General features: G+C 65.5%; 20 protein-coding genes. 9 read left to right on the top strand and 11 right to left on the bottom strand.

Annotated elements, in window-relative coordinates; all coding sequences use genetic code 11:
- Window positions 1–237: 237 nt before the first annotated feature.
- Complete coding sequence (locus KBW98_RS21105) at window positions 238–1,134, bottom strand: AraC family transcriptional regulator (RefSeq protein WP_211522137.1); 897 nt, start codon at window positions 1,132–1,134, stop codon at window positions 238–240.
- A gap of 143 nt (window positions 1,135–1,277) precedes the next feature.
- Between KBW98_RS21105 and KBW98_RS21100 the strand changes: the two genes are divergently transcribed.
- The 3 genes from KBW98_RS21100 to KBW98_RS21090 all read left to right on the top strand — a co-directional run bounded on the left by KBW98_RS21100 (window position 1,278) and on the right by KBW98_RS21090 (window position 4,604).
- Window positions 1,278–2,033 (top strand): SDR family NAD(P)-dependent oxidoreductase, encoded by a 756-nt coding sequence (locus KBW98_RS21100; protein WP_211522136.1) that lies wholly within the window; start codon window positions 1,278–1,280, stop codon window positions 2,031–2,033.
- 288 nt (window positions 2,034–2,321) lie between these two features.
- Window positions 2,322–4,109, top strand: coding sequence for a serine hydrolase (locus KBW98_RS21095; RefSeq protein ID WP_211522135.1), 1,788 nt, complete (start codon window positions 2,322–2,324; stop codon window positions 4,107–4,109).
- A gap of 252 nt (window positions 4,110–4,361) precedes the next feature.
- A complete protein-coding gene (locus KBW98_RS21090; protein WP_211522134.1) occupies window positions 4,362–4,604 on the top strand; it encodes a hypothetical protein in 243 nt (80 codons plus the stop codon).
- 35 nt (window positions 4,605–4,639) lie between these two features.
- Here KBW98_RS21090 and KBW98_RS21085 read toward each other — a convergent pair whose 3' ends face one another.
- The 3 genes from KBW98_RS21085 to KBW98_RS21075 form a co-directional block, all read right to left on the bottom strand.
- Window positions 4,640–5,428, bottom strand: a complete 789-nt coding sequence (locus KBW98_RS21085) for a nucleotidyltransferase domain-containing protein (protein ID WP_211522133.1) — start codon at window positions 5,426–5,428, stop codon at window positions 4,640–4,642.
- 90 nt (window positions 5,429–5,518) lie between these two features.
- Entirely contained in the window at window positions 5,519–6,718 is a 1,200-nt protein-coding gene (locus KBW98_RS21080) for an acyl-CoA dehydrogenase (RefSeq protein WP_211522132.1), read from the bottom strand.
- Between the two features lie 152 nt (window positions 6,719–6,870).
- Window positions 6,871–7,380 (bottom strand): flavin reductase family protein, encoded by a 510-nt coding sequence (locus KBW98_RS21075; RefSeq protein ID WP_211522131.1) that lies wholly within the window; start codon window positions 7,378–7,380, stop codon window positions 6,871–6,873.
- Between the two features lie 147 nt (window positions 7,381–7,527).
- Between KBW98_RS21075 and KBW98_RS21070 the strand changes: the two genes are divergently transcribed.
- Both KBW98_RS21070 and msrA read left to right on the top strand, forming a co-directional pair.
- The gene (locus tag KBW98_RS21070; RefSeq protein ID WP_211522130.1) at window positions 7,528–7,833 is read left to right on the top strand and encodes a cupin domain-containing protein; all 306 of its coding nucleotides are present in this window, start codon (window positions 7,528–7,530) and stop codon (window positions 7,831–7,833) included.
- A gap of 107 nt (window positions 7,834–7,940) precedes the next feature.
- Window positions 7,941–8,468, top strand: coding sequence for a peptide-methionine (S)-S-oxide reductase MsrA (gene msrA, locus KBW98_RS21065; protein ID WP_211522129.1), 528 nt, complete (start codon window positions 7,941–7,943; stop codon window positions 8,466–8,468).
- A gap of 151 nt (window positions 8,469–8,619) precedes the next feature.
- Here msrA and KBW98_RS21060 read toward each other — a convergent pair whose 3' ends face one another.
- Both KBW98_RS21060 and pdxH read right to left on the bottom strand, forming a co-directional pair.
- The gene (locus KBW98_RS21060) at window positions 8,620–9,837 is read right to left on the bottom strand and encodes a cyclopropane-fatty-acyl-phospholipid synthase family protein (protein WP_211522128.1); all 1,218 of its coding nucleotides are present in this window, start codon (window positions 9,835–9,837) and stop codon (window positions 8,620–8,622) included.
- Between the two features lie 40 nt (window positions 9,838–9,877).
- Window positions 9,878–11,077, bottom strand: coding sequence for a pyridoxamine 5'-phosphate oxidase (gene pdxH, locus KBW98_RS21055; RefSeq protein WP_211522127.1), 1,200 nt, complete (start codon window positions 11,075–11,077; stop codon window positions 9,878–9,880).
- 89 nt (window positions 11,078–11,166) lie between these two features.
- On the opposite strand from pdxH, the gene tcdA reads away from it, so the two are divergent.
- Genes tcdA through cysK form a run of 3 tightly spaced genes read left to right on the top strand, consistent with a single transcriptional unit; the run spans window position 11,167 to window position 13,626 of the window.
- Window positions 11,167–12,054 carry a tRNA cyclic N6-threonylcarbamoyladenosine(37) synthase TcdA gene (gene tcdA, locus KBW98_RS21050; protein WP_211522126.1) on the top strand — a complete coding sequence of 296 codons (888 nt, stop codon included), beginning with the start codon at window positions 11,167–11,169 and terminating at the stop codon, window positions 12,052–12,054.
- A gap of 32 nt (window positions 12,055–12,086) precedes the next feature.
- Window positions 12,087–12,659 carry an FKBP-type peptidyl-prolyl cis-trans isomerase gene (locus KBW98_RS24005; protein ID WP_229429335.1) on the top strand — a complete coding sequence of 191 codons (573 nt, stop codon included), beginning with the start codon at window positions 12,087–12,089 and terminating at the stop codon, window positions 12,657–12,659.
- 34 nt (window positions 12,660–12,693) lie between these two features.
- The gene (gene cysK / locus KBW98_RS21040; protein ID WP_211522125.1) at window positions 12,694–13,626 is read left to right on the top strand and encodes a cysteine synthase A; all 933 of its coding nucleotides are present in this window, start codon (window positions 12,694–12,696) and stop codon (window positions 13,624–13,626) included.
- Between the two features lie 156 nt (window positions 13,627–13,782).
- Here cysK and KBW98_RS21035 read toward each other — a convergent pair whose 3' ends face one another.
- Together KBW98_RS21035 and KBW98_RS21030 are read right to left on the bottom strand one after the other, a co-directional pair.
- Window positions 13,783–14,757, bottom strand: a complete 975-nt coding sequence (locus tag KBW98_RS21035) for a cation diffusion facilitator family transporter (RefSeq protein WP_211522124.1) — start codon at window positions 14,755–14,757, stop codon at window positions 13,783–13,785.
- A complete protein-coding gene (locus KBW98_RS21030; protein ID WP_211522123.1) occupies window positions 14,754–15,095 on the bottom strand; it encodes a helix-turn-helix transcriptional regulator in 342 nt (113 codons plus the stop codon). Before KBW98_RS21030 ends, KBW98_RS21035 begins: the two co-directional genes overlap by 4 nt.
- A 150-nt stretch (window positions 15,096–15,245) precedes the next feature.
- Here KBW98_RS21030 and senA point away from each other — a divergent pair, with 150 nt between their 5' ends.
- On the top strand, window positions 15,246–16,433 hold the full coding sequence (senA, locus tag KBW98_RS21025) for a selenoneine synthase SenA (RefSeq protein WP_211522122.1): 1,188 nt from the start codon (window positions 15,246–15,248) through the stop codon (window positions 16,431–16,433).
- On the opposite strand, the gene KBW98_RS21020 is transcribed toward senA, so the two are convergent.
- The 3 genes from KBW98_RS21020 to KBW98_RS21010 form a co-directional block, all read right to left on the bottom strand.
- Window positions 16,430–16,834, bottom strand: a complete 405-nt coding sequence (locus KBW98_RS21020; protein WP_211522121.1) for a hypothetical protein — start codon at window positions 16,832–16,834, stop codon at window positions 16,430–16,432. The two genes, senA and KBW98_RS21020, sit on opposite strands and share 4 nt — an antisense overlap.
- A 68-nt stretch (window positions 16,835–16,902) precedes the next feature.
- Entirely contained in the window at window positions 16,903–18,105 is a 1,203-nt protein-coding gene (locus KBW98_RS21015) for a family 1 glycosylhydrolase (protein ID WP_211522120.1), read from the bottom strand.
- 161 nt (window positions 18,106–18,266) lie between these two features.
- A partial coding sequence (locus KBW98_RS21010; protein WP_211522119.1) for a pitrilysin family protein occupies window positions 18,267–18,847 on the bottom strand: 581 nt, incomplete at its 5' end.

Genomic DNA, 18,847 nt, shown 5'->3' with positions numbered 1-18,847 from the left:
GATGGAAAATATTTCTGCGTCCCAGACATATCCACCACCCGCAGCCTCAATCTCTTCAAGAATGCGGTTGTTCTCCTCCAACGCCGTTTTCATGTATCTCGCTTTCGCTTTAATAGATTATTGTGCCTTGCGATGACCGCTGTTGGCCGAAAGCAGACAATCAAAAAGACTCAGTGTATAGACTTCGTTGCCTCCTAAGCAAGGGCCTGATTTTCGTTGTTAGCCTCATTAGTCACGCTAGAAATCAACAGGTTCGCGCGCCCGCTCCCTTGCGGCGCGCGTATCCTGCACCGGCGGCATGCCGAATAGGCGCCCATACTCCCGCGTAAACTGGGTCACGCTCTCATAGCCGACGGCAAACGCGGCGCTGCTGGCGTTCGCGTCTTCCGACAGCATCAGGCGGCGCGCCTCGATCAGGCGCAGCTGCTTCTGGAACTGCAGCGGTGACAGGGAGGTGACGGTCCGGAAATGCTGGTGGAAGGACGAGGCGCTCATGCCGGCGACGGCGGCCAGCTTTTCCACCGGCAGGGTCTTGGCGAAGTCGCGGCGCAGGATCGCCACCGCACGTCCGATGCGCTGGGCGTGGCTGTCGGGCCAGCCCAGGCGCCGGATCGCCGCGCCGTGGCGTCCCGCCAGCAGCCAGTAATGCAGCTCGCGCACCAAGGGCGGATGCAATACCGGGATGGCCGAGGGACGGTCGAGCAGGCGCATCAGGCGCAGGGCCACGTCGGCCGTCTCCGCGTCGGTCGGATCGACCCGCACCGGGAAGCCGCCTGCATCCTGCGCGCCCGCCATTTGCACCGCCAGTTCCGCGATCACCGCCGGATCGAGTTCGAGCACCAGCGACAGGTAGGGTTCGGCCGCGCTGGCGCGGGTGATCTGGCTGACGGTCGGCACGTTGGCCGTGATCAGCAGCGAATCGCCGGCCGAAAAGGCAAAGCCTTGCGCGCCCATGGTCACGTGCTTGCTGCCCTGCAGCACCAGGCAGACGAGTGGATGCGAGATCGCGTGCAGCAGGCCGCTGGGCGTGGTGGCGCGCACCGCGCTCAGGCCAACGATGGGCGTCGGCGCGACGCCGTCGCGGCCGGCATGGGATTCGGTGTGACGGCGGACGAGTTCGAGCAGGGTGGTCATGCGCCCAGCTTACTTCAGCCGGCGGCGGCGTGCTGCTCTATTTGGAGGATCAGGCAAGCGCAGGCGAGCTTTCGGCAACGCAGGGATGCACGCCGGCCTCACCATGGCTCCTGTCTTTTCACCACCTCTACAAGGAGCACAGCATGAGCACGATTACCCTGATCACCGGCGCCAGCCGCGGCCTGGGCCGCAACACCGCACTGAGCATCGCCCGCCGCGGCGGCGACGTCGTGCTGACCTACCAAAGCCGCCGCGAGGACGCGCTGGCCGTGGTTGCCGAGATCGAGGCCATGGGCCGCAAGGCGCTGGCCTTCCGGCTCGACAGCGGGGACGTCGCCGCGTTCCCGGCCTTCGCCGGGGAATTGCGCGCCGCCTTGCGCGCCACCTGGGGCCGCGACAGTTTCGACCACCTGGTGAACAATGCCGGCCACGGCGACTATGCGCTGATCGCCGAGACCACCGAGGCGCAGTTCGACGCCCTGGTGAACGTCCACTTCAAGGGCGTGTATTTCCTGACCCAGGCGCTGCTGCCGCTGATCGCGGACGGCGGCCGCATCGTCAACCTGTCGTCGGGACTGACCCGCACCAGCCATCCGGGCTACGCGGCCTATGCGGCGGCCAAGGGCGCGGTCGAGGTGCTGACCCGCTACCTGGCCAAGGAACTGGGCGCGCGCGGCATCGCGGTGAACACGGTGGCGCCGGGCGCGATCGAGACCGATTTCGGCGGCGGCGCGGTGCGCGACAATCCGGACATCAACCGCATCTTCGCTGGACTCACGGCGCTGGGACGGGTCGGCGTGCCGGACGATATCGGTCCGATGATCGCCAGCCTGCTGACGCAGGATAACCGTTGGGTGAATGCGCAGCGGATCGAGGTGTCGGGTGGGCAGGGGATTTGATACGGGCCTGGCGAGGAAACCGGTTCGTGCACGTGCAGCGTCTAAGCGTCGGACCGTCGCACCGGCCGTCGCCGGTGCGACGGTCTGAATGCTAAACGAAGAAAGGCATGCCGGTCCGGCGACCGGCGCCGGGTGATCTCGACGGCGGCGGCGCCTTCGTCCCTCATGCGGCCCAGGCGCAGGCAGCCTTGCAGGCGAGGGTGAAATTGCAGCAGTCTCGCAATTTCACCCTGATTTCACCGCTCACATCCTATCCTGCACGCCTCCCCACTCTTCTCATCGTGAACATTGAAAAAGATCATCACGCGACTGAGCTTGCTACTGAGCCTGCTAATCATCGCGACGCCGCTACAGGCAGTGCAGGATGTCAGCTCGGAGATCGCCACTCTGCTGCGGAAGCAGCGACTGGAAGGCGCGGTCTGGACTACGCTCGACAAGGAGGGCGCAGCCGGCGTCAGCGACGCGCGTACCGGCGCACCGATGCAAGTCACCCAACGTGTGCATGTCGGCTCCATTGCCAAGACGGTGCTCGCCCTGGGTGTACTTCGCCTGGTCAGCGAAGGCCGGCTATCGCTTGATGACCCGGTCGCGGAACTGCTACCTAGCATACGCTTCGACAATCCCTGGGAAAGCACCGAGCCGGTACGTCTGCGCCACTTGCTCGATCATACGGCTGGGCTGGACGATGCGCGCCTGTGGCATGTCTTCAGCATGCGGGCAGCTGCAGACGGGCCACTTGCCGCTGCCTTCCCGACAGGCGCCGGGGTGCTGCGGGTGCGGCAGCGCCCGGGCACGCGCTTCTCCTATTCGAACATTGGCTACACCTTGCTCGGGATGGTCATCGAAGCGGTTGCCGGGGAAGCTTACGAGCCCTATCTGGATCGTGCGCTGCTTGCGCCTCTCGGCATGCATGACAGTAGCTTTTCATTCGTCACGCAGGAGAGTGACAAGCGCCTCGCCATGGGGCACTTCGAGGATGGTGTCACGCACCCGGCGCTGCCGTCCTATGTGCGGCCCGCCGGACAGTTCACCACCACGGCGGCCGACATGGGCCGTCTCGCACGTTTCTTGATGAGCGATGGCCGCCTTGCAGGAGCACGCTTTATCGACCCGATACTGTTGCAGCAGATGGGGGAGCCTGCCGGTACCGAAGCGGCCCGCGCCGGACTGAGGGTCGGCTATGGCCTGGGCCTGCGCCGGATCGACCGGCATGGCGCTCTGGCCAAGTGCCACGGCGGGAATACGGTCGGGTTCCGCGCCATGCTCTGCCTGTTTTCGGAGACACGGCAGGCATTCTTTATCGCCATCAATGCCGATAGCGAAATCGCCGACTACACCAAGTTCGACGCTTTACTGACCCGCTCGCTCATGCCTGCCACGCCCTGGAAGGCGCCAGTTCCGGCGCAGCACTTCGCCAGCGAATCATGGGAGGGCTGGTACATTGCGGCGCCCAACCGGTTCGACAGCTTCCGCTTCATCGATACGGTGTTCAACCCTGTCCACCTCAGCAGTCACGGACGATCGCTGAAGCTTGTATCACCTCAGTCCGCCGCTGTGACGCTGCGCCATGCCGGCGGCGGGCTGTTCAGTGCGCCAGACAAGCAAACCGCATCGCATGCGCTGATCGTTTCGTCCGAAGCCACCCGGGTCATCAGCACCGGAACACAAAGCTACGAGCAGGTTCCGCTGTGGTATCTGCTGTCGCTATGGATCAGTGTAGCCGCCGGCATGCTGGGCTTCGCCTATATCGTCTTCACGCCGCTCCTGCGGATGGCCATGCGCAGGCTGTCGCGCCGGGACCCGCTGCTTGCGCCCTTCGCTGGCGCGCTGGCCCTTTTGCTTCCGATTCCCTTTTTCTATCAGCAATCGTTCCTGCAGATGGGAGACCTGACCGTGGCCAGCGGCCTGCTGGCTATCGTGACCGCCGCGCTACCTGCGGCAATGCTGGCCGGTCTGTTCATCGCGCTGCGAAGAACGGTCATTGTGCGCATGGAGGTGGCCGCGATGCTGGCAGTGTTGCAGTTCAGCCTGGTGTTGGCTTGCTGGGGTTTGCTGCCGCTGCGCCTGTGGGCCTAGGCGTTCGTCGCTGGGCGCGCACATCTCACCGCGCGACGCGGACAGGGGGCTGTCAGGTGAAGGGAAATACGATCAGGCGCAGCTGCTTGTGGAACTGCAGCGGCGACAGAGGTTCCGATCCTTGAAGTGGGCTTGCGTTTTCCCCTGTCGAGGAGCCGGGCGCTGGGGCTGGATCATGAAATAAACCGCGCCCGGGTGCGGGGCACGCTGGGGCAGGATGCTTTTTCCGACACGGCCTCGCGCTAGCTGACGATGCTGCATTTCAGCCCGCGCGACTCGCTGCGCGTGCTTGCCAAGAATACCTGGGCCGCCCGGCGCGACGACGGCATCACGCAACTGGAGGCCTGGGACGACCGCCAGATCCACCGCTCGGTGCTGTACCGCTACCGCTGGCGCCACGAGCGGACGGTGTCGGCCGGTTATGACGACGACCGCATGCCGCTCGCGCGCAGCAGTACCCGGGCGCTGACGGTGCAGGTGCAGTGGGAGATCTAGGACAAGACGGTCTCCTTGCCTGCCCGGTTGCTGCCTTAACCCCAGGTTTCGTGCAGTACGTCGCGGAACACCTGCGAGAGCAGTGGCGCCACCGCGTCACGTTGCGCGCGGTCGACCTGCAGGGACGCCTGGCGCGCCAACTCCTGTTCGATGAAGCGCTGGATTGGCGCGACCTGTGGTGACAGTCCCATCTCGGGCGAGCGGCTCTTGCGTTCAAGCAGCTCGGCGATGGCGTCGAGGAGCCCCGGCTCCTTGTCGACAGTCGGCAGCAATCGCGCGAACTCGATGGGCGCCGGCCGTCCGGTCTCCAGTAGCCAGCGCACCGACAGCAGGGGGCGCAGCACATAGAAATACTTCTTCAGCGGCACCATTTCGGCCTGCAAATAGCCGCGATAATTGGTCTTGGCCATACTGCGGTAGTGGTGCACGCCGCGCTCGACCGAATAGACACGGGGCAGAAGCTCGCGCGCCCGCGCATGGAACGAGCCGGCCGACTCGTACACCAGTGGTGACTGGATCCACTCGACGAATCCGGGATTGGATTTCCAGAACAGGCGCAAGGCCTTGCGCAGGTCCCAGCCGTTGACGTCCATATCGTCCACGATCGGGTATTCGATGACGTCGCGCTGTTCTTCCAGGCTGACCGAAAGGTACCAGTCCGGACGATTCACATAGATGAAGCGCCCATCGTAGTCGCTATTCGGCGATGCGAAGCCCCAGGCGCGACTGCCCGATTCGACGGCCAGGAGGACACGGACATCGTGCTCTTGCTCGGCCGTGCGAAGGCGGCTGCGGATTTCTTGTTGTTTGTCGTGCGGGATCATGAGCGTTGCCCTGAATCGTGAAAAACAATCGGGCAGCCGCTACCGCAGGCGGCAAGCGGCCGCCGCGGCAGCCGCTTGCGCCAGAGAGGATCAGAACGCGGCGATGCCGGTCTGTGCGCGGCCGAGGATCAGCGCGTGGATGTCGTGGGTGCCTTCGTAGGTGTTGACCACCTCGAGGTTGACCATGTGGCGGATGATGCCGAACTCGTCGGAGATGCCGTTACCGCCCAGCATGTCGCGTGCGACGCGGGCGATGTCCAGCGACTTGCCGCAGGAGTTGCGCTTCATGATCGAGGTGATCTCGACGGCGGCGGTGCCTTCGTCCTTCATGCGGCCCAGGCGCAGGCAGCCTTGCAGGCCGAGGGTGATCTCGGTCTGCATGTCGGCCAGCTTCTTCTGCACCAGCTGGTTGGCCGCGAGCGGTTTGCCGAACTGCTGGCGGTCCATGGTGTACTGGCGCGCGGTGTGCCAGCAGTCTTCGGCCGCGCCCAGCGCGCCCCAGGCGATGCCGTAGCGCGCCGAGTTCAGGCAGGTGAACGGACCCTTCAGGCCGCGCACTTCCGGGAAGGCGTTTTCTTCCGGGCAGAACACCTCGTCCATGACGATTTCGCCGGTGATCGAGGCGCGCAGGCCGAACTTGCCGTGGATTGCCGGCGCCGACAGGCCTTTCCAGCCTTTTTCCAGCACGAAGCCGCGGATCGCGCCTTCATCGTCCTTGGCCCAGACCACGAACACGTCGGCGACCGGCGAGTTGGTGATCCACATCTTGGAGCCGGTCAGCGAGTAGCCGCCCTCGACCTTGCGGGCGCGGGTGACCATCGAGGCCGGGTCGGAGCCGTGGTTCGGCTCGGTCAGGCCGAAGCAGCCGATCCATTCGCCGGTGGCCAGCTTGGGCAGGTATTTCTGTTTGGTTTCCTCGTTGCCGAACTCGTAGATCGGGACCATCACCAGCGAGGACTGCACGCTCATCATCGAACGGTAGCCGGAGTCGACGCGCTCGACTTCGCGCGCGATCAGGCCGTAGGCCACGTAGTTCAGGCCCGGGCCGCCGTATTGTTCCGGAATCGTCGGGCCGAGCAGGCCGAGTTCGCCCATTTCGCGGAAGATCGAGGTGTCCATCTGCTCGTGGCGGAAGGCTTCCAGGATGCGCGGCTTCAGCTTGTCCTGGCAATAGGCGGCGGCCGCGTCGCGCACCATGCGCTCGTCGTCGGTCAGCTGGCTGTTCAGGAGCAGCGGGTCATCCCAGTGGAACTGGGCCTTGGCCTTTTTGGGCGAATCGGAACGGGTCATTGCGAAATCCTGTCTCTCTGGGTTCTTGGTCGAATGCGGACGAGTCACGCCCAACCTGGCCATTATAGGGAAGGGAGCGCGCCCGCATCTTTTGAAACTGCGACAGGAATTTTTATATTTGACCGGACGGCAACCCCGGCCGGGTAGGGAGCTCAGCGGTGTGGAGAGACGCCGAACTTGCCCCCATGAAAGATCAGCGAGGGCTGGGGATGGACCGCGCATTCCTCGACTTCGCCCACGAAGATGACGTGATCGCCCTCGGGATAGCGGCTGCGGTTGTGGCATTCGAACCAGGCCGACACCCCCTTGAGGATGGGCTGGCCGGTGCGCGACAGCTCGTACTCGACCCCTTCGAAGGGATTGTCGCGGCGTCGCGAGAAGCGCATCGCCAGCTCTTCCTGGCCGGCCGACAGCACGTTGATGACGTAGTGGGAGTTGCCGCTGAAGATGGGCAGGCTGTTGGCGCCGGCGCCCAGGCTCCACAGGACGAGCGGCGGCTCCAGCGAGACCGAATTGAAGGAGCTGGCGGTCAGGCCACGGAAACTGCCGTCGACCAGGCGCGTCGTGATGACGGTAACGCCGGTGGCGAATTGCGACAGTGCGTGACGGAAATGCGTCGAATCGAAGCCGCGCTCGGTGGCGCGGGGAGAGCGTGTGTTCATTGGGACCCTGGATGTTGGCGCCATTATGCCATTGCTGGGGCAAGCGATGCGCCAGGCCCGGCACCAACGGGGAAATGCAGGTCATCCCTGCAAGCAATATCGCTTTGCGTTACCTTATTTCATCTCGATGAACCAGGAATCGTCTCCATGTCCCATCTTCATTTGAAAAACACTGCCGACCATTTGCCGCATTTCTGGCAATCGGCTATTGTCGGCCATGCCGGAAACAGCAATATCAAGGTCCTGAAAATGGACGGGCAGGCCTATCCCGCCGAGACGCATGACTACGCTGAAGCGCTGGTGGTGATCGAGGGGAAGATGTTCTTGTCCGTGCACGACGAACCGGTCGTGGTGGCGGGCGGCGAGATGGTCTTGGTGCCGCCGGGCGTGCCGCATGCGGTTGCCGAAGGCAGCCATGGCACACTGATGATCATCGATCCGGCCGGATGCTGAGTCGCCCTTGAAGTTCTTTCCTTTCAGTCGCATATGAAAGGGAGCCCGGGCGCCTTGGTCATTGGCCAGGCGGCGCCCCTTTATTCATTCACAGCTAGGACAGCCAAATGACAGAGACAGCAATTCTTGGTGGCGGATGCTTCTGGTGCCTGGAAGCGGTGTATCTCGAAGCACGCGGCGTCGTCCGCGTGGAATCGGGCTACATGGGCGGCCAGGTGCAGAATCCGACCTACGAACAGGTATGCGCGGGCACGACCGGCCACGCCGAGGTGGTGCGGGTGGAGTTCGATCCGGAAGTGATCGCCTACCGCGACATCCTCGAGATCTTCTTCACCATCCACGATCCGACCACGCCTGACCGCCAGGGCAACGACGTCGGCACCCAGTACCGTTCGGTGATCTTCACCACCTCGCCCGAGCAGGATGCCACCGCGCGCAAGGTGATGGCCGAGATGGCCGCGGTGTGGGACGCGCCGATCGTGACCCAGATCCTGCCGCAGGAAACCTGGTACAAGGCCGAGGACTATCACCAGAACTACTTTGCCCAGCATCCGCTGCAGGGTTATTGCGCCTTCGTGGTGGCGCCCAAGGTACAAAAGTTCCGCAAGACGTTTGCGGAGCGGCTGAAGGCTTGATTTGGCTGCGCGGCTGTCTACCGCGTACTTGAACGCGTGGACGGGAAACCCGTCCACCCTACGGATAGACCGGCGACTCCAGTTGTAGGGTGGACGGGTCCCCCGTCCACGCGTCAGGCAGCCACAATGTCATCGGAGGGTGACCAGAACCTCACGGATACATGTAGCGCCGCGACCACGGAATATCCGCCGCATTCCCGCCCGCCTTGCCGCACACGATCTGGTACAGGCTGATGCGGTCGTGGGCGAAGGCGTAGGCGCAGCCGGCCAGGTAGACGTGCCAGATGCGGAAGCGCCTGGCGTCGGTCAGCTTGCGGATCTGCTCCGCGTTCGTCTCGAAATTCTCGGTCCAGATGGCGCAGGTGCGCGCGTAGTGGCGGCGCAGGTTTTCCACGTCGCGCACTTCCAGCCCGCCTTCCTGCATCGCCCGGATCACGGTGGCCAGGTGCGCCAGCTCGCCCTGCGGGAAGACGTATTCGTCGATGAACTGGCCGCCGCCATACGCGGTGGCGCCGTTGTCGGCGTTGGTGGTGGTGATGCCATGGTTCATGACCACGCCGCCCGGCGCCAGCAGGGCGCGCACGCGCGCGAAATACTCCTGCAGGTGCTGCACGCCGACGTGCTCGAACATGCCGACGCTGGTGATGCGGTCGAACTGGCCGCCGACGTCGCGGTAGTCCTGCAGGCGGATCTCGATGCGGTCTTCCAGGCCGGCCTGGCGCACCCGCTCGCGCGCCAGGCGCGCCTGGTTCTCGGACAAAGTGATGCCCACGCAGCGTGCGCCGAAGCGCTGCGCGGCGCGCAGCACCAGGGCGCCCCAGCCGCAGCCGATATCGAGCAGGGCCTGTCCCGGCTGCACACCGATCTTGCGCAGGATGTGGTCGATCTTCGCTTCCTGGGCCGTGGCAAGGTCTTCCTCGCCGGTCTCGAAATAGGCGCAGGAATACACCATGCCCGGGTCGAGCCAGGCGGCGTAGAACTCGTTCGAGACGTCGTAGTGGTAGCGGATCGCCTCGGCGTCCTTTTCCCTGGTGTGCTGGGCGCCGAGCTTGAAGCCGAGGCGGCTGCGCGGCTTGGCGGACATGGAGGACATGGCGCCGGACGCCGCCAGGGCATTGCCGACGTCGATGATGTCGGCCGCGCGGCCCTTCACCTCGATCGCGCCTTCCACGTAGGCGCGTCCGAGGTCGTACAGGGAAGGGGAGGTAAGATAGCGCAGCGCCGACTTGTCGGGTACGCGGATGGTGACGCGCGGGGCTTCGGTGGACAGCTCGATCTGCTCGCCGTTCCAGAGTTCCACGCGCAAGGGAACGGACAGTTTGCCGCGCAGGCCTGCGCTCCAGGCCGAAAGCTTGATCTGGTCGAACACGGTCACCTCCGAAGTGGCGGCCGGCCCTGCCTGCGCCGGCCTACGGTTGCAAGCGCTGGCGCGTCCAGCTGCCGTCCGCCTGCCGCTCGTATACGATGCGGTCATGGAAGCGCGAGCGCCGTCCTTGCCAGAATTCGATGCGTTCGGGGATCAGCCGGAAACCGCCCCAGTTCGCGGGGCGCTGCGGATCCTCGCCTGCCTGCCGTGCCACGGTTTCGTAGTTCTCCTCGAGCGCGGCGCGGCTGGCGATCGGGGCGCTTTGGTGCGAAGCGATGGCGGACAGCCGGCTCTTGAGGGGACGGCTGCGGAAATACCGGTCGCTTTCGTCGTCCGAGGTGCGCTCCACTCGTCCTTCGATGCGCACCTGGCGTTCCAGTTCACTCCAAAAGAATAACAAAGCTGCAAACTTATTGTCGCGCAAATCCTGTGCTTTCTTGCTGTCGTAATTCGTGTACCAGGTGAACCCGCGCGCGTCGAACTGCTTCACCAGCACGATACGTGAACTCGGCCGTCCTTCGCTCGATACGGTCGCCACCGACATCGCATTCGGCTCGTTGACTTCGGCCTTGAGCGCCTGCTCGAACCACTGCGTGAACTGCTGCATCGGGTCGTCCAGCACATCGTCTTCATTCAGGCTTGCCTGGCCGTAATCCTTGCGCAGGTCGGCCACCGCCTGGCCCACCGCGGGCGCCTGCGTTTCCGCGCCGGCGTCGATGCCGCGGCGGCGCTGCATGGCCTCGCCCAGGCGCGCCATCTGCTCCGGCGAGAACAGGCGCATGGCCATCGGCGCGATCACGCTCTCCTCGCGTTCCATGTGCGAGGTGTAGCGTTGCACGAAGCGCTGCACCGCGCCCGCCGACAGGGTGGAGGCGCCGCCTTCGGCGATCAGGTTCAATTGTTCGTGCAGGTCCTGCCACAGCGCGTCCATGTCCTTGTGGTCCTGCAGGATCACCGGCGCCAGCGCCTGCAGGGTGGCCGCGTCCTCGCCCTGGGCCACGGCGCGCAGCATCGGGATCAGGTCCTGTTCCTCGTCCTCGTGGTGCAGGTGGGCCGCCTTGTCGAAGTACTTCAGCACCGCGCTTGCCGCCTGGCGCGCCTGCTCGTCGGCGCCGTGCTCCGGAAGGTGCGAGAGCATGCGCTCCAGGGTGCCCAGCTGTTTGCGGATGCGTCCATGGCAATGCTTGAGGACGGCGATGGGCTGGCCGAAGTCGGGGGCGGGCTCGTGCAGGAGAGTGCTCATATGGCTTTTTGTTGACACGCGAAAATTATTTGATTGACTGAGAATTATTTTAGTGCAGATGCGAAAGTTCCGTCCGTTAAAATGGCGGGATGAATACGATCAACACGCATGAATTCGCGGCAGCACTGGAGGAAGAAGTCGACTTTGCGCGCCGCTTCGGGGGCATTGCTCGCCTGTATGGCGAGCGTGCACTGGAACGTTTCCGCACGGCGCACGTTTGCGTTATCGGCGTGGGCGGCGTCGGCTCCTGGATTGTCGAGGCGCTGGCGCGCAGCGCGGTCGGCCACCTGACCCTGATCGACCTCGACAACGTGGCCGAGTCGAACATCAACCGCCAGATCCAGGCCCTGTCCTCGACCGTCGGCCTGCCCAAGATCGAGGCCCTGAAACGCCGTATCGCCGAAATCAATCCCTTCTGCAAGGTGACCCTGGTCGAGGATTTCATCGATCCGGACAACATCGAGAGCATGGTGGCGGGCAAGGGTTTCGACTACGTGGTCGACGCCATCGACAGCGTCAAGCCGAAGGCGGCCCTGATCGCCTGGTGCAGCGCCAACAAGATGCCGCTGGTGGTGATCGGCGGCGCCGGCGGCCAGCTTGATCCGACCAAGGTCGAGATCCGCGACCTGGCGCGCACCGAGCAGGAGCCGCTGCTCAAGAAGGTGCGTAAGATCCTGCGCGCGCAGTATGGTTTCGCGCGCGGCGAGAAGAACAAGTACCACATCGACGCCGTGTTCTCGATGGAGCCGCTGCGCTATCCGGAGGCGGAGGACGCCTGCGCCATCGACCCGAACAGCATCACGGGCCTGAACTGCGCCGGCTTCGGCTCCAGCATGGTGGTCACCGCCACCTTCGGCATGGTGGCCGCCGGCCACCTGCTGCGCAAGCTGGCCGAGAGCGCGAATGCGCAGGCGCAAGCCGAGGCGGAAGCTGTTGCAATGCAAACTGTGCAACCCGAGGAGGCCTTGCTATCATAGGATCAGTTGAATCCTTTTGATGGAAGAGCCCCATGATTCGTCGATCCGCCTTCATCGCGCTGCTGCTCGCCGCTGCCAGCGTCCATGCGCAACAGAGCGCGCCGCAGCAGCAGGAGGCGGGCAAGCCGGCCACCCAGCCGCCGCCGGAACAGCAGCAGCCGGCGTCCCCGCCGGTCACGCCCCCTAGCCCGGCAACCGAGGCGCAGCCCACGCAGCCGGTCCAAGCTGAACCCCCCGCCGTTCCCGCCACGCCCGCGCCCCAGGTCGAGATCGTCGACCGCGTGGTCGGCAAGGGCAAGGAAGCCACCCTCGGCAGCAATGTCGCCGTCAACTACACCGGCTGGCTGCACAAGCCGCTGGCGCCCAAGCAGCGCGGCCGCAAGTTCGACTCCTCGCTCGACGCCGGCCGCACGCCGATCGAGTTCCAGCTGGGCGCGGGCCGCGTCATCAAGGGCTGGGAGCAGGGCGTGGCCGGCATGAAGGTGGGCGGCAAGCGCACCCTGATCATCCCCAGCGCCCTGGCCTATGGCAAGCGCGGCGCCGGCGGCGTGATTCCGCCGGATGCCGACCTGATCTTCGACGTGGAACTGATGGATGTAAAGTAAGTTTACTGAACTCGACAACCGGAGGGCTGGCAGGATGAGAATCGCGAACGATGTCACTGAGCTGATCGGCAACACCCCGTTGGTACGTATCCGCAAGCTGGCCGCCGGCAGCGGCGCCGAGATCGTCGGCAAGCTCGAGTTCCACAATCCCGCGCACAGCGTCAAGGACCGCATCGGCCTGGCCATGATCGAGGCGGCCGAGGCGGCAGGGCTGATCGGCCCCGACACCACCATCGTCGAACCCACCAGCGGCAACACCGGCATCGCGCTCGCGATGGTGTGCGCCGCGCGCGGTTACCGCTGCAAGCTGGTGATGCCCGAAACCATGAGCAACGAGCGCCGCATGCTGCTGCGCGCCTACGGCGCCGAGCTGGTGCTCACGCCCGGCAGCGAAGGCATGCTGGGCGCGATCCGCCGCGCCGAGGAGCTGGTGGCTGCCGACCCGCGCAACTTCATGCCCCAGCAGTTCAACAATCCCGCCAACCCCGAGGTGCACCGCCGCACCACCGCCGAGGAAATCTGGCGCGACACCGACGGCAAGGTCGACATCCTGGTCGCGGGCGTGGGCACGGGCGGCACGATCACCGGCGTAAGCGAGGTGATCAAGGCGCGCAAGCCCGGTTTCCGGGCGATCGCGGTGGAGCCGGAGGCTTCGCCGATGCTGTCCAGGGGCACCAAGGGGCCGCACCCGATCCAGGGCATCGGCGCGGGCTTCGTGCCCCAGGTGCTCGACACCCGCGCCTACGACGAGGTCGTCATGGTGAAGAACGAGGACGCCTTCGAGACGGCGCGCGCGGCGGCCAGGGAAGAAGGGCTGCTGGTCGGGATTTCCTCGGGCGCGGCGCTGTGGGCGGCGATCCAGGTGGCGAGAAGGCCGGAGAACGCCGGGAAGCTGATCGTGACGATTATTCCCTCGTTTGGGGAGCGGTATTTGAGTACGGCGTTGTATGCGAATCTGGCGGGTTGAAGGCTGCGGGGCTGCTGGCAAACTTGGATCCCGGCCTTCGCCGGTATGACGTTTTAACGCAGGTTTCCGAAGTCGTTCGCTCGACTCTCACGCGTCTTCTAATAACGTCATCCCCGCGAAGGCGGGGACCCAAGTTCGCCGCGCACCACTAGCGCATCAATGCGCATGCTCCCTCAACGCACAATGATGATGCGTCGTCCCTTCCTCCACCTGCAAGGTGCAGTGGTGAATCCCGAAATCCTCCCGTAAATGCTGGACGATATCGTCCAGCACCCCGTCCCCCGGATACCCGCCCGGCATCACCACATGCGCCGTCAGCGCGGTCTCGGTGGTGCTCATGGCCCAGATGTGCAGGTCGTGCACCTCGCTCACGCCCGGCCACTTCGCCAGGAAGCCTTTCACCTTCCCCGCGTCCACCGAGGGCGGCACCGCCGCCATCGACAGCTGCACCGATTCGCGCAGCAGCGACCAGGTGCCGGCCACGATCACCACCACGATCACCAGGCTCACCGCCGGGTCGATCCAGCGCCAGCCGGTGGACATGATCACCAGGCCCGAGACCACCACGCCCAGTGACAGCGCGGCGTCGGCCGCCATGTGCAGGTAGGCGCCGCGCACGTTCAGGTCGTCCTTGGCGCCCTTCATGAACAGCCAGGCCGAGAAGCCGTTGATCGCGACCCCGATCGCCGCGATGACCGACACCGTCGCGCCAGCCACCGGCGCCGGTTCGGCGAAGCGCTGCACGGCTTCCCAGGCGATGGCGCCGCAGGCCACCAGCAGCAGCACCGCATTGGCCAGCGCCGCCAGGATGGTCGAGCCGCGCAGGCCGTAGGTGTAGCGGCCGTGCGGCTTGCTTTTGGTCAGCAGGGCCGCGCCCCAGGCCAGCAGCAGGCCGAGCACGTCCGACAGGTTGTGGCCGGCGTCGGCCATTAGCGCCGTCGAGTGGGCGATGAAGCCGTAGGTAAACTCGATCGCCACGAACAGGGTGTTGACCGCGATCGCCAGGGCGAAGGCGCGGCCGTTGCCCTCGGGGTCGGGCAGGTGGTGGTGATGGTGGCCGAGCCCGTGGTGGTGCGCGTGGTGATCGTGGTCGTGCTCGTGATCGTGGCTGTGATGGTGGTCGTGCTTCATGGATCCATTCCGTTGGCGGGCTCGGCGATGTGCTCGAACATGTTGGTGAGCAGGCTGCTGATGTGGGCGTCGGCGGCCGAATAAAACACCTGCTTGCCCTGGCGCTCGGCCTTGAGGACGCGGGCGGCGCGCAGCAGGCGCAGGTGGTGGCTGACCAGGGAACTGGACAGCGCGAGCAGGCCGGCGATGTCGCCCACTGCGGTCGGCTGGGCCAGGCAGGCCAGTACGATGCGCAGGCGGGTGGGGTCGCCCAGCAGGTGGAAGAGGTCGGCCAGCTGGTCGATCGCTTCCGCCGGCGGCGCCTCGGCCAGGATGGCGTGGTCGTGATGTGCGGACATATTTAACATGTGAAGATTTGTTCACATGTTAGATCAATGTGCGGCAAGCGGCAAGCGTGGCGTGCGCGCGGAACTCCCGGCTGGTGCTTTGCCGGGGCGGGGGCGATAATGGCTGTCCGAGGGTGTCGACCCCTCTTCTGGAAGAGTGCGATGAAAGCGTCGTTTCGAACCGCTGCACCGGAGGCACTGGCAAGGGCGCTGGAAGACGCCCGCGCCCGTACGCTGGCCTTCTTCGATCGCTTCGCCGAGGCCGGCATGGATGCGCCCGCGAATGTTCCCTTGCTGCCCATCGTCAATCCGCCGCTGTGGGAGCTGGGGCATATCGCCTGGTTCGCCGAGTGGTACATCCTGCGCGGCGCACGCTCGAGCGCCCCGGGATCGGCCTTGCGGCCTTCGCTGCTGGCCGGCAGCGACGCCTGGTTCGATTCCGGCAGCATCGCCCACGACGCGCGCTGGTCGCTCGGCCTGCCGCCGGCGGACGAGATCAAGGCCTACTGCCGCGCCGTGCTCGACGGGGTGCTGGCAAGCCTGGGCAGGGAAGGAGACGAGGACGCCGCACTGTATTTCTACCGCCTGGTCCTGGCGCACGAAGACATGCACGGCGAAGCCTATGCCTACACCTTGCAGACACTGGGCCTGTCCTGGCCCGGACAGCCGGGCATGGCGGATGCCGGATCGGCTGCGGCGGCTGCCGCGGACGAACTGCGCATCGACGGCGGCGTCGTCGAGCTGGGCAGCCGGCCCGGCGCCGGCTTCGTCTTCGACAACGAGAAGTGGGCGCATGCCGTGGAGCTGGCGCCTTTCGCCATCGACGCCGCGCTGGTGAGCAACGCCGCGTACGCCCGCTTTGCCGCCGCCGGCGGCTACCGCGATGCCCGCCTCTGGACCGAGGCCGGGCGGGCATGGCTGGCGCAGCAGGGCGCGCAGGCGCCGCGCGGCTGGCGGCGCGAAGGAGACGCCTGGTATGTGCTGCGCTTCGGCCAGCCCGTGCCGCTGGCGCTTGACGAACCGGTGCGCCATGTCTGCCTGCACGAGGCGCAGGCCTATTGCGCCTGGGCCGGGCGCCGCCTGCCGAGCGAAGCCGAATGGGTGCGGGCGGCCGCGCATCCCGGCTTTCGCTGGGGCGAACTGTGGGAATGGACCGCGTCGCCCTTCGCCGCCTACCCGGGTTTCGCGGCCGATGCCTACCGCGACTATTCGGCGCCGTATTTCGGAACCCACCAGGCGCTGCGCGGCGCTTCCTTCGCAACCCCGGAGCGCCTGCGTTCGGCCGCCTTCCGCAACTTCTATGCGCCGCAGCGCAGCGACATGTTCGTGGGCTTCCGGACCTGCCGCTAGCGCAGGCAGATGAAGTCGTTGCTGATCCGGTGCTTCCAAGTGTGGATCAGGTCGCGGTAGGCCTCGCCCACCGGGCGCACCCGGCGCTCCAGGTCGCACAGGCCGTAGCGGTTGACGTTGCCGGCATCGTTGGCGAGCGAGCTGTCCCAGTCGACCTGGTCGATCAGGCTGTACCAGGTGAAGCCCAGGATGGGCACGCCGCCGGACTTCAGGCGCAGCAGGTTCGACCACTGCTTCTCGAGCCAGACCCGCGCATCCTTCTCGCCGTTGCCGGCGTCGCGGTTGTTGGTTTCCGTGTGCATCACGGGGATGCGGTAGCGGTCGTAGTACTGCTGGGTGATCACGTAGTAGCCGAACATCTCGCACACGAAGGTGCTGCCGTCCGGGTAGACGATGTCCAAGACCGTCGCATCGGCGCAGGCCGGTGCGACGGTTTGGGGCTAACGGTCGCAATCAGGTGAGCAAGGCCCTAATGCAGGCAAATGAATTCATTCCCCACCCGGTGCCGCCAGGTATGGATCAGGTTGCGATACGCCTCGCCCACCGGCCGCACATTGCGCTCCAGGTCGCACAAGCCGTACTGGTTGACGTTGCCGGCGTCATCGGTGAGCGCGCTGTCCCAGTCCACCTGGTCCACCAGGCTGTACCAGGTGAAGCCGAGGATGGGGACGCCGTCGGTCTTCAGGCGGATCAGGTTGGACCATTGCTTCTCGAGCCAGGCGCGCGCATCCTTTTCGCCGTTGTTGGCGTCGCGGTTGTTGGTCTCGGTGTGCATCACGGGGATGCGGTAGCGGTGGTAGTACTGCTGGGTGATCACGTAGTAGCCGAACATCTCGCAGGCGTGGGTCTTGCCGTCCGGGTAGATCAGGTGCTCGTTGGTGGCGTAGTAGTCGTTCCCCATGATGCACACCGGCTTGACGCTGCGGTTGAGGAAGAAGTGGTAATCGGCGCGCGTCATGCCGTGGTCGAACAGGTATTCGTACATGCGGCCGCTCACGTCGTGGCCGTAGGTCAGGTCCAGGGCCAGGAAGCGCAGCTCGTTCATGTGCCGCGCCACCTCCATAGCTTCGGGCCCGCTGGGATGGAAGTATTCAGACGATTCGCTCTGCACGAACTTGGCGTTCGGCTGGACCCGCATGATCGCTTCGGTCGCCAGGATGTTGGCCCTGGCCAGGTGCCGGATGGCCGTGACGAAGGCGCGGTCCGAGGACAGGCGCTCGTTCCACAGGCCCTCATGTGCCGAGAACTTGGCGGTGATGTAGATCTCGTTGATCGGGGTGTACAGCTCGACCCAGGGATAGCGCCGCGCGAAGGCGTCGGCGTACTCGGCGAAGAAGGGGGCGAACTCGGGATTTTGAAAGTCGCCCAGCCAGTCGGGCAGGCCGAAATGGCAGAGGTCGACGATAGGCTTGATGCCGCGCTCGCGGATTTCGGCGAACACCTCGTCTGTGAAGCTCCAGTCGTACCGGCCCGGCCCCTGGTGCACCCGGTAGTAGGGCGGGCCGTAGCGCAGGGCGTCGATGCCGAGCGCGCTGACCAGGCGCATGTCTTCTTTCCAGTGCTGGTAGTGGCCAGTCTTTTCCATTTCATCGATGCGCCGGGAGGCGCCGTCGCGCCCGGCGACGACCGGATAACTGCCTTCGATCCCGGTCGCAAACAAGAACCTGTGCATGGCGTGCCCCCTTGTCACCGGTGGACTCGTCCTTCACCGGCGATTTCATCATCCTGCCAAATCCGGGGCCATGCAAGCTTTTAGCGAAGGCATTTGTAATCCTTTGTAATCCTTAGGCGTCTGCGCAACGGTCCGCGTTCGCCCGGATTTTGCGCAGGCCCTTACTGCTGTTTCCCTGTCAGCTGGCCGTCATCGTCGCGGACCTCCGGCGCACCGAGCGCCAGGGACTGCAGCTGCGGCAGGATCTTCTTGCGGTCGCCGACGGCGACCACGATCATCTTCTCCGGCGCCAGGTGCTTGCGCGCGGCTTCCTGCACCTGCGCCGCGTCGACCTGCGCGAAGCGGCGCGGCAGGCCGGCGTACCAGTCGGCCGGCAGGCCGTAGACGAACAGCTCGGCCAGGCTGGCGCCGACCTCGCTGCCGGTCTCGAACTGGCCGGGCAGCGACAGCAGCTGGGCGTCGCGCGCCGCCGCCAGCTCGTCCGCGGGCAGGGGATGCTCGCGCATGGCGCCCACCTCGCGCAGGATCTCGCGCACCGAGGCGCCGGTGGCGTCGCGCTCGAAGCTGCCGGCAATGACGAAGGGGCCGGGCGTGCGGTCGTAGCGGAAGCCCGAGTAGACGCCATAGGTATAGCCCTTGGTCTCGCGCAGGCTGTTGTTGAGCCGGCTCGAGAACATGCCGCCCAGCGCGCCGTTCATGACCTGCAGCGCCGCGTAGTCCGGGGTGTCGCGCGCCACGCCGA

Source organism: Massilia sp. ST3 (genome assembly GCF_018119405.1).
Taxonomy (GTDB): domain Bacteria; phylum Pseudomonadota; class Gammaproteobacteria; order Burkholderiales; family Burkholderiaceae_D; genus Telluria.
The sequence above is the reverse complement of the archived record's forward strand: the minus strand, read 5'-3'. Positions and strand labels throughout refer to the sequence as shown.

Coding starts and splice junctions, on each gene's coding strand:
- KBW98_RS21105 (WP_211522137.1), bottom strand. CDS start 1,134: ATGACCACCCTGCTCGAACTCGTCCGCCGTCACACCGAATCCCATGCC.
- KBW98_RS21100 (WP_211522136.1), top strand. CDS start 1,278: ATGAGCACGATTACCCTGATCACCGGCGCCAGCCGCGGCCTGGGCCGC.
- KBW98_RS21090 (WP_211522134.1), top strand. CDS start 4,362: ATGCTGCATTTCAGCCCGCGCGACTCGCTGCGCGTGCTTGCCAAGAAT.
- KBW98_RS21085 (WP_211522133.1), bottom strand. CDS start 5,428: ATGATCCCGCACGACAAACAACAAGAAATCCGCAGCCGCCTTCGCACG.
- KBW98_RS21080 (WP_211522132.1), bottom strand. CDS start 6,718: ATGACCCGTTCCGATTCGCCCAAAAAGGCCAAGGCCCAGTTCCACTGG.
- KBW98_RS21075 (WP_211522131.1), bottom strand. CDS start 7,380: ATGAACACACGCTCTCCCCGCGCCACCGAGCGCGGCTTCGATTCGACG.
- KBW98_RS21070 (WP_211522130.1), top strand. CDS start 7,528: ATGTCCCATCTTCATTTGAAAAACACTGCCGACCATTTGCCGCATTTC.
- msrA (WP_211522129.1), top strand. CDS start 7,941: ATGACAGAGACAGCAATTCTTGGTGGCGGATGCTTCTGGTGCCTGGAA.
- pdxH (WP_211522127.1), bottom strand. CDS start 11,077: ATGAGCACTCTCCTGCACGAGCCCGCCCCCGACTTCGGCCAGCCCATC.
- tcdA (WP_211522126.1), top strand. CDS start 11,167: ATGAATACGATCAACACGCATGAATTCGCGGCAGCACTGGAGGAAGAA.
- KBW98_RS24005 (WP_229429335.1), top strand. CDS start 12,087: ATGATTCGTCGATCCGCCTTCATCGCGCTGCTGCTCGCCGCTGCCAGC.
- cysK (WP_211522125.1), top strand. CDS start 12,694: ATGAGAATCGCGAACGATGTCACTGAGCTGATCGGCAACACCCCGTTG.
- KBW98_RS21035 (WP_211522124.1), bottom strand. CDS start 14,757: ATGAAGCACGACCACCATCACAGCCACGATCACGAGCACGACCACGAT.
- KBW98_RS21030 (WP_211522123.1), bottom strand. CDS start 15,095: ATGTCCGCACATCACGACCACGCCATCCTGGCCGAGGCGCCGCCGGCG.
- senA (WP_211522122.1), top strand. CDS start 15,246: ATGAAAGCGTCGTTTCGAACCGCTGCACCGGAGGCACTGGCAAGGGCG.
- KBW98_RS21015 (WP_211522120.1), bottom strand. CDS start 18,105: ATGCACAGGTTCTTGTTTGCGACCGGGATCGAAGGCAGTTATCCGGTC.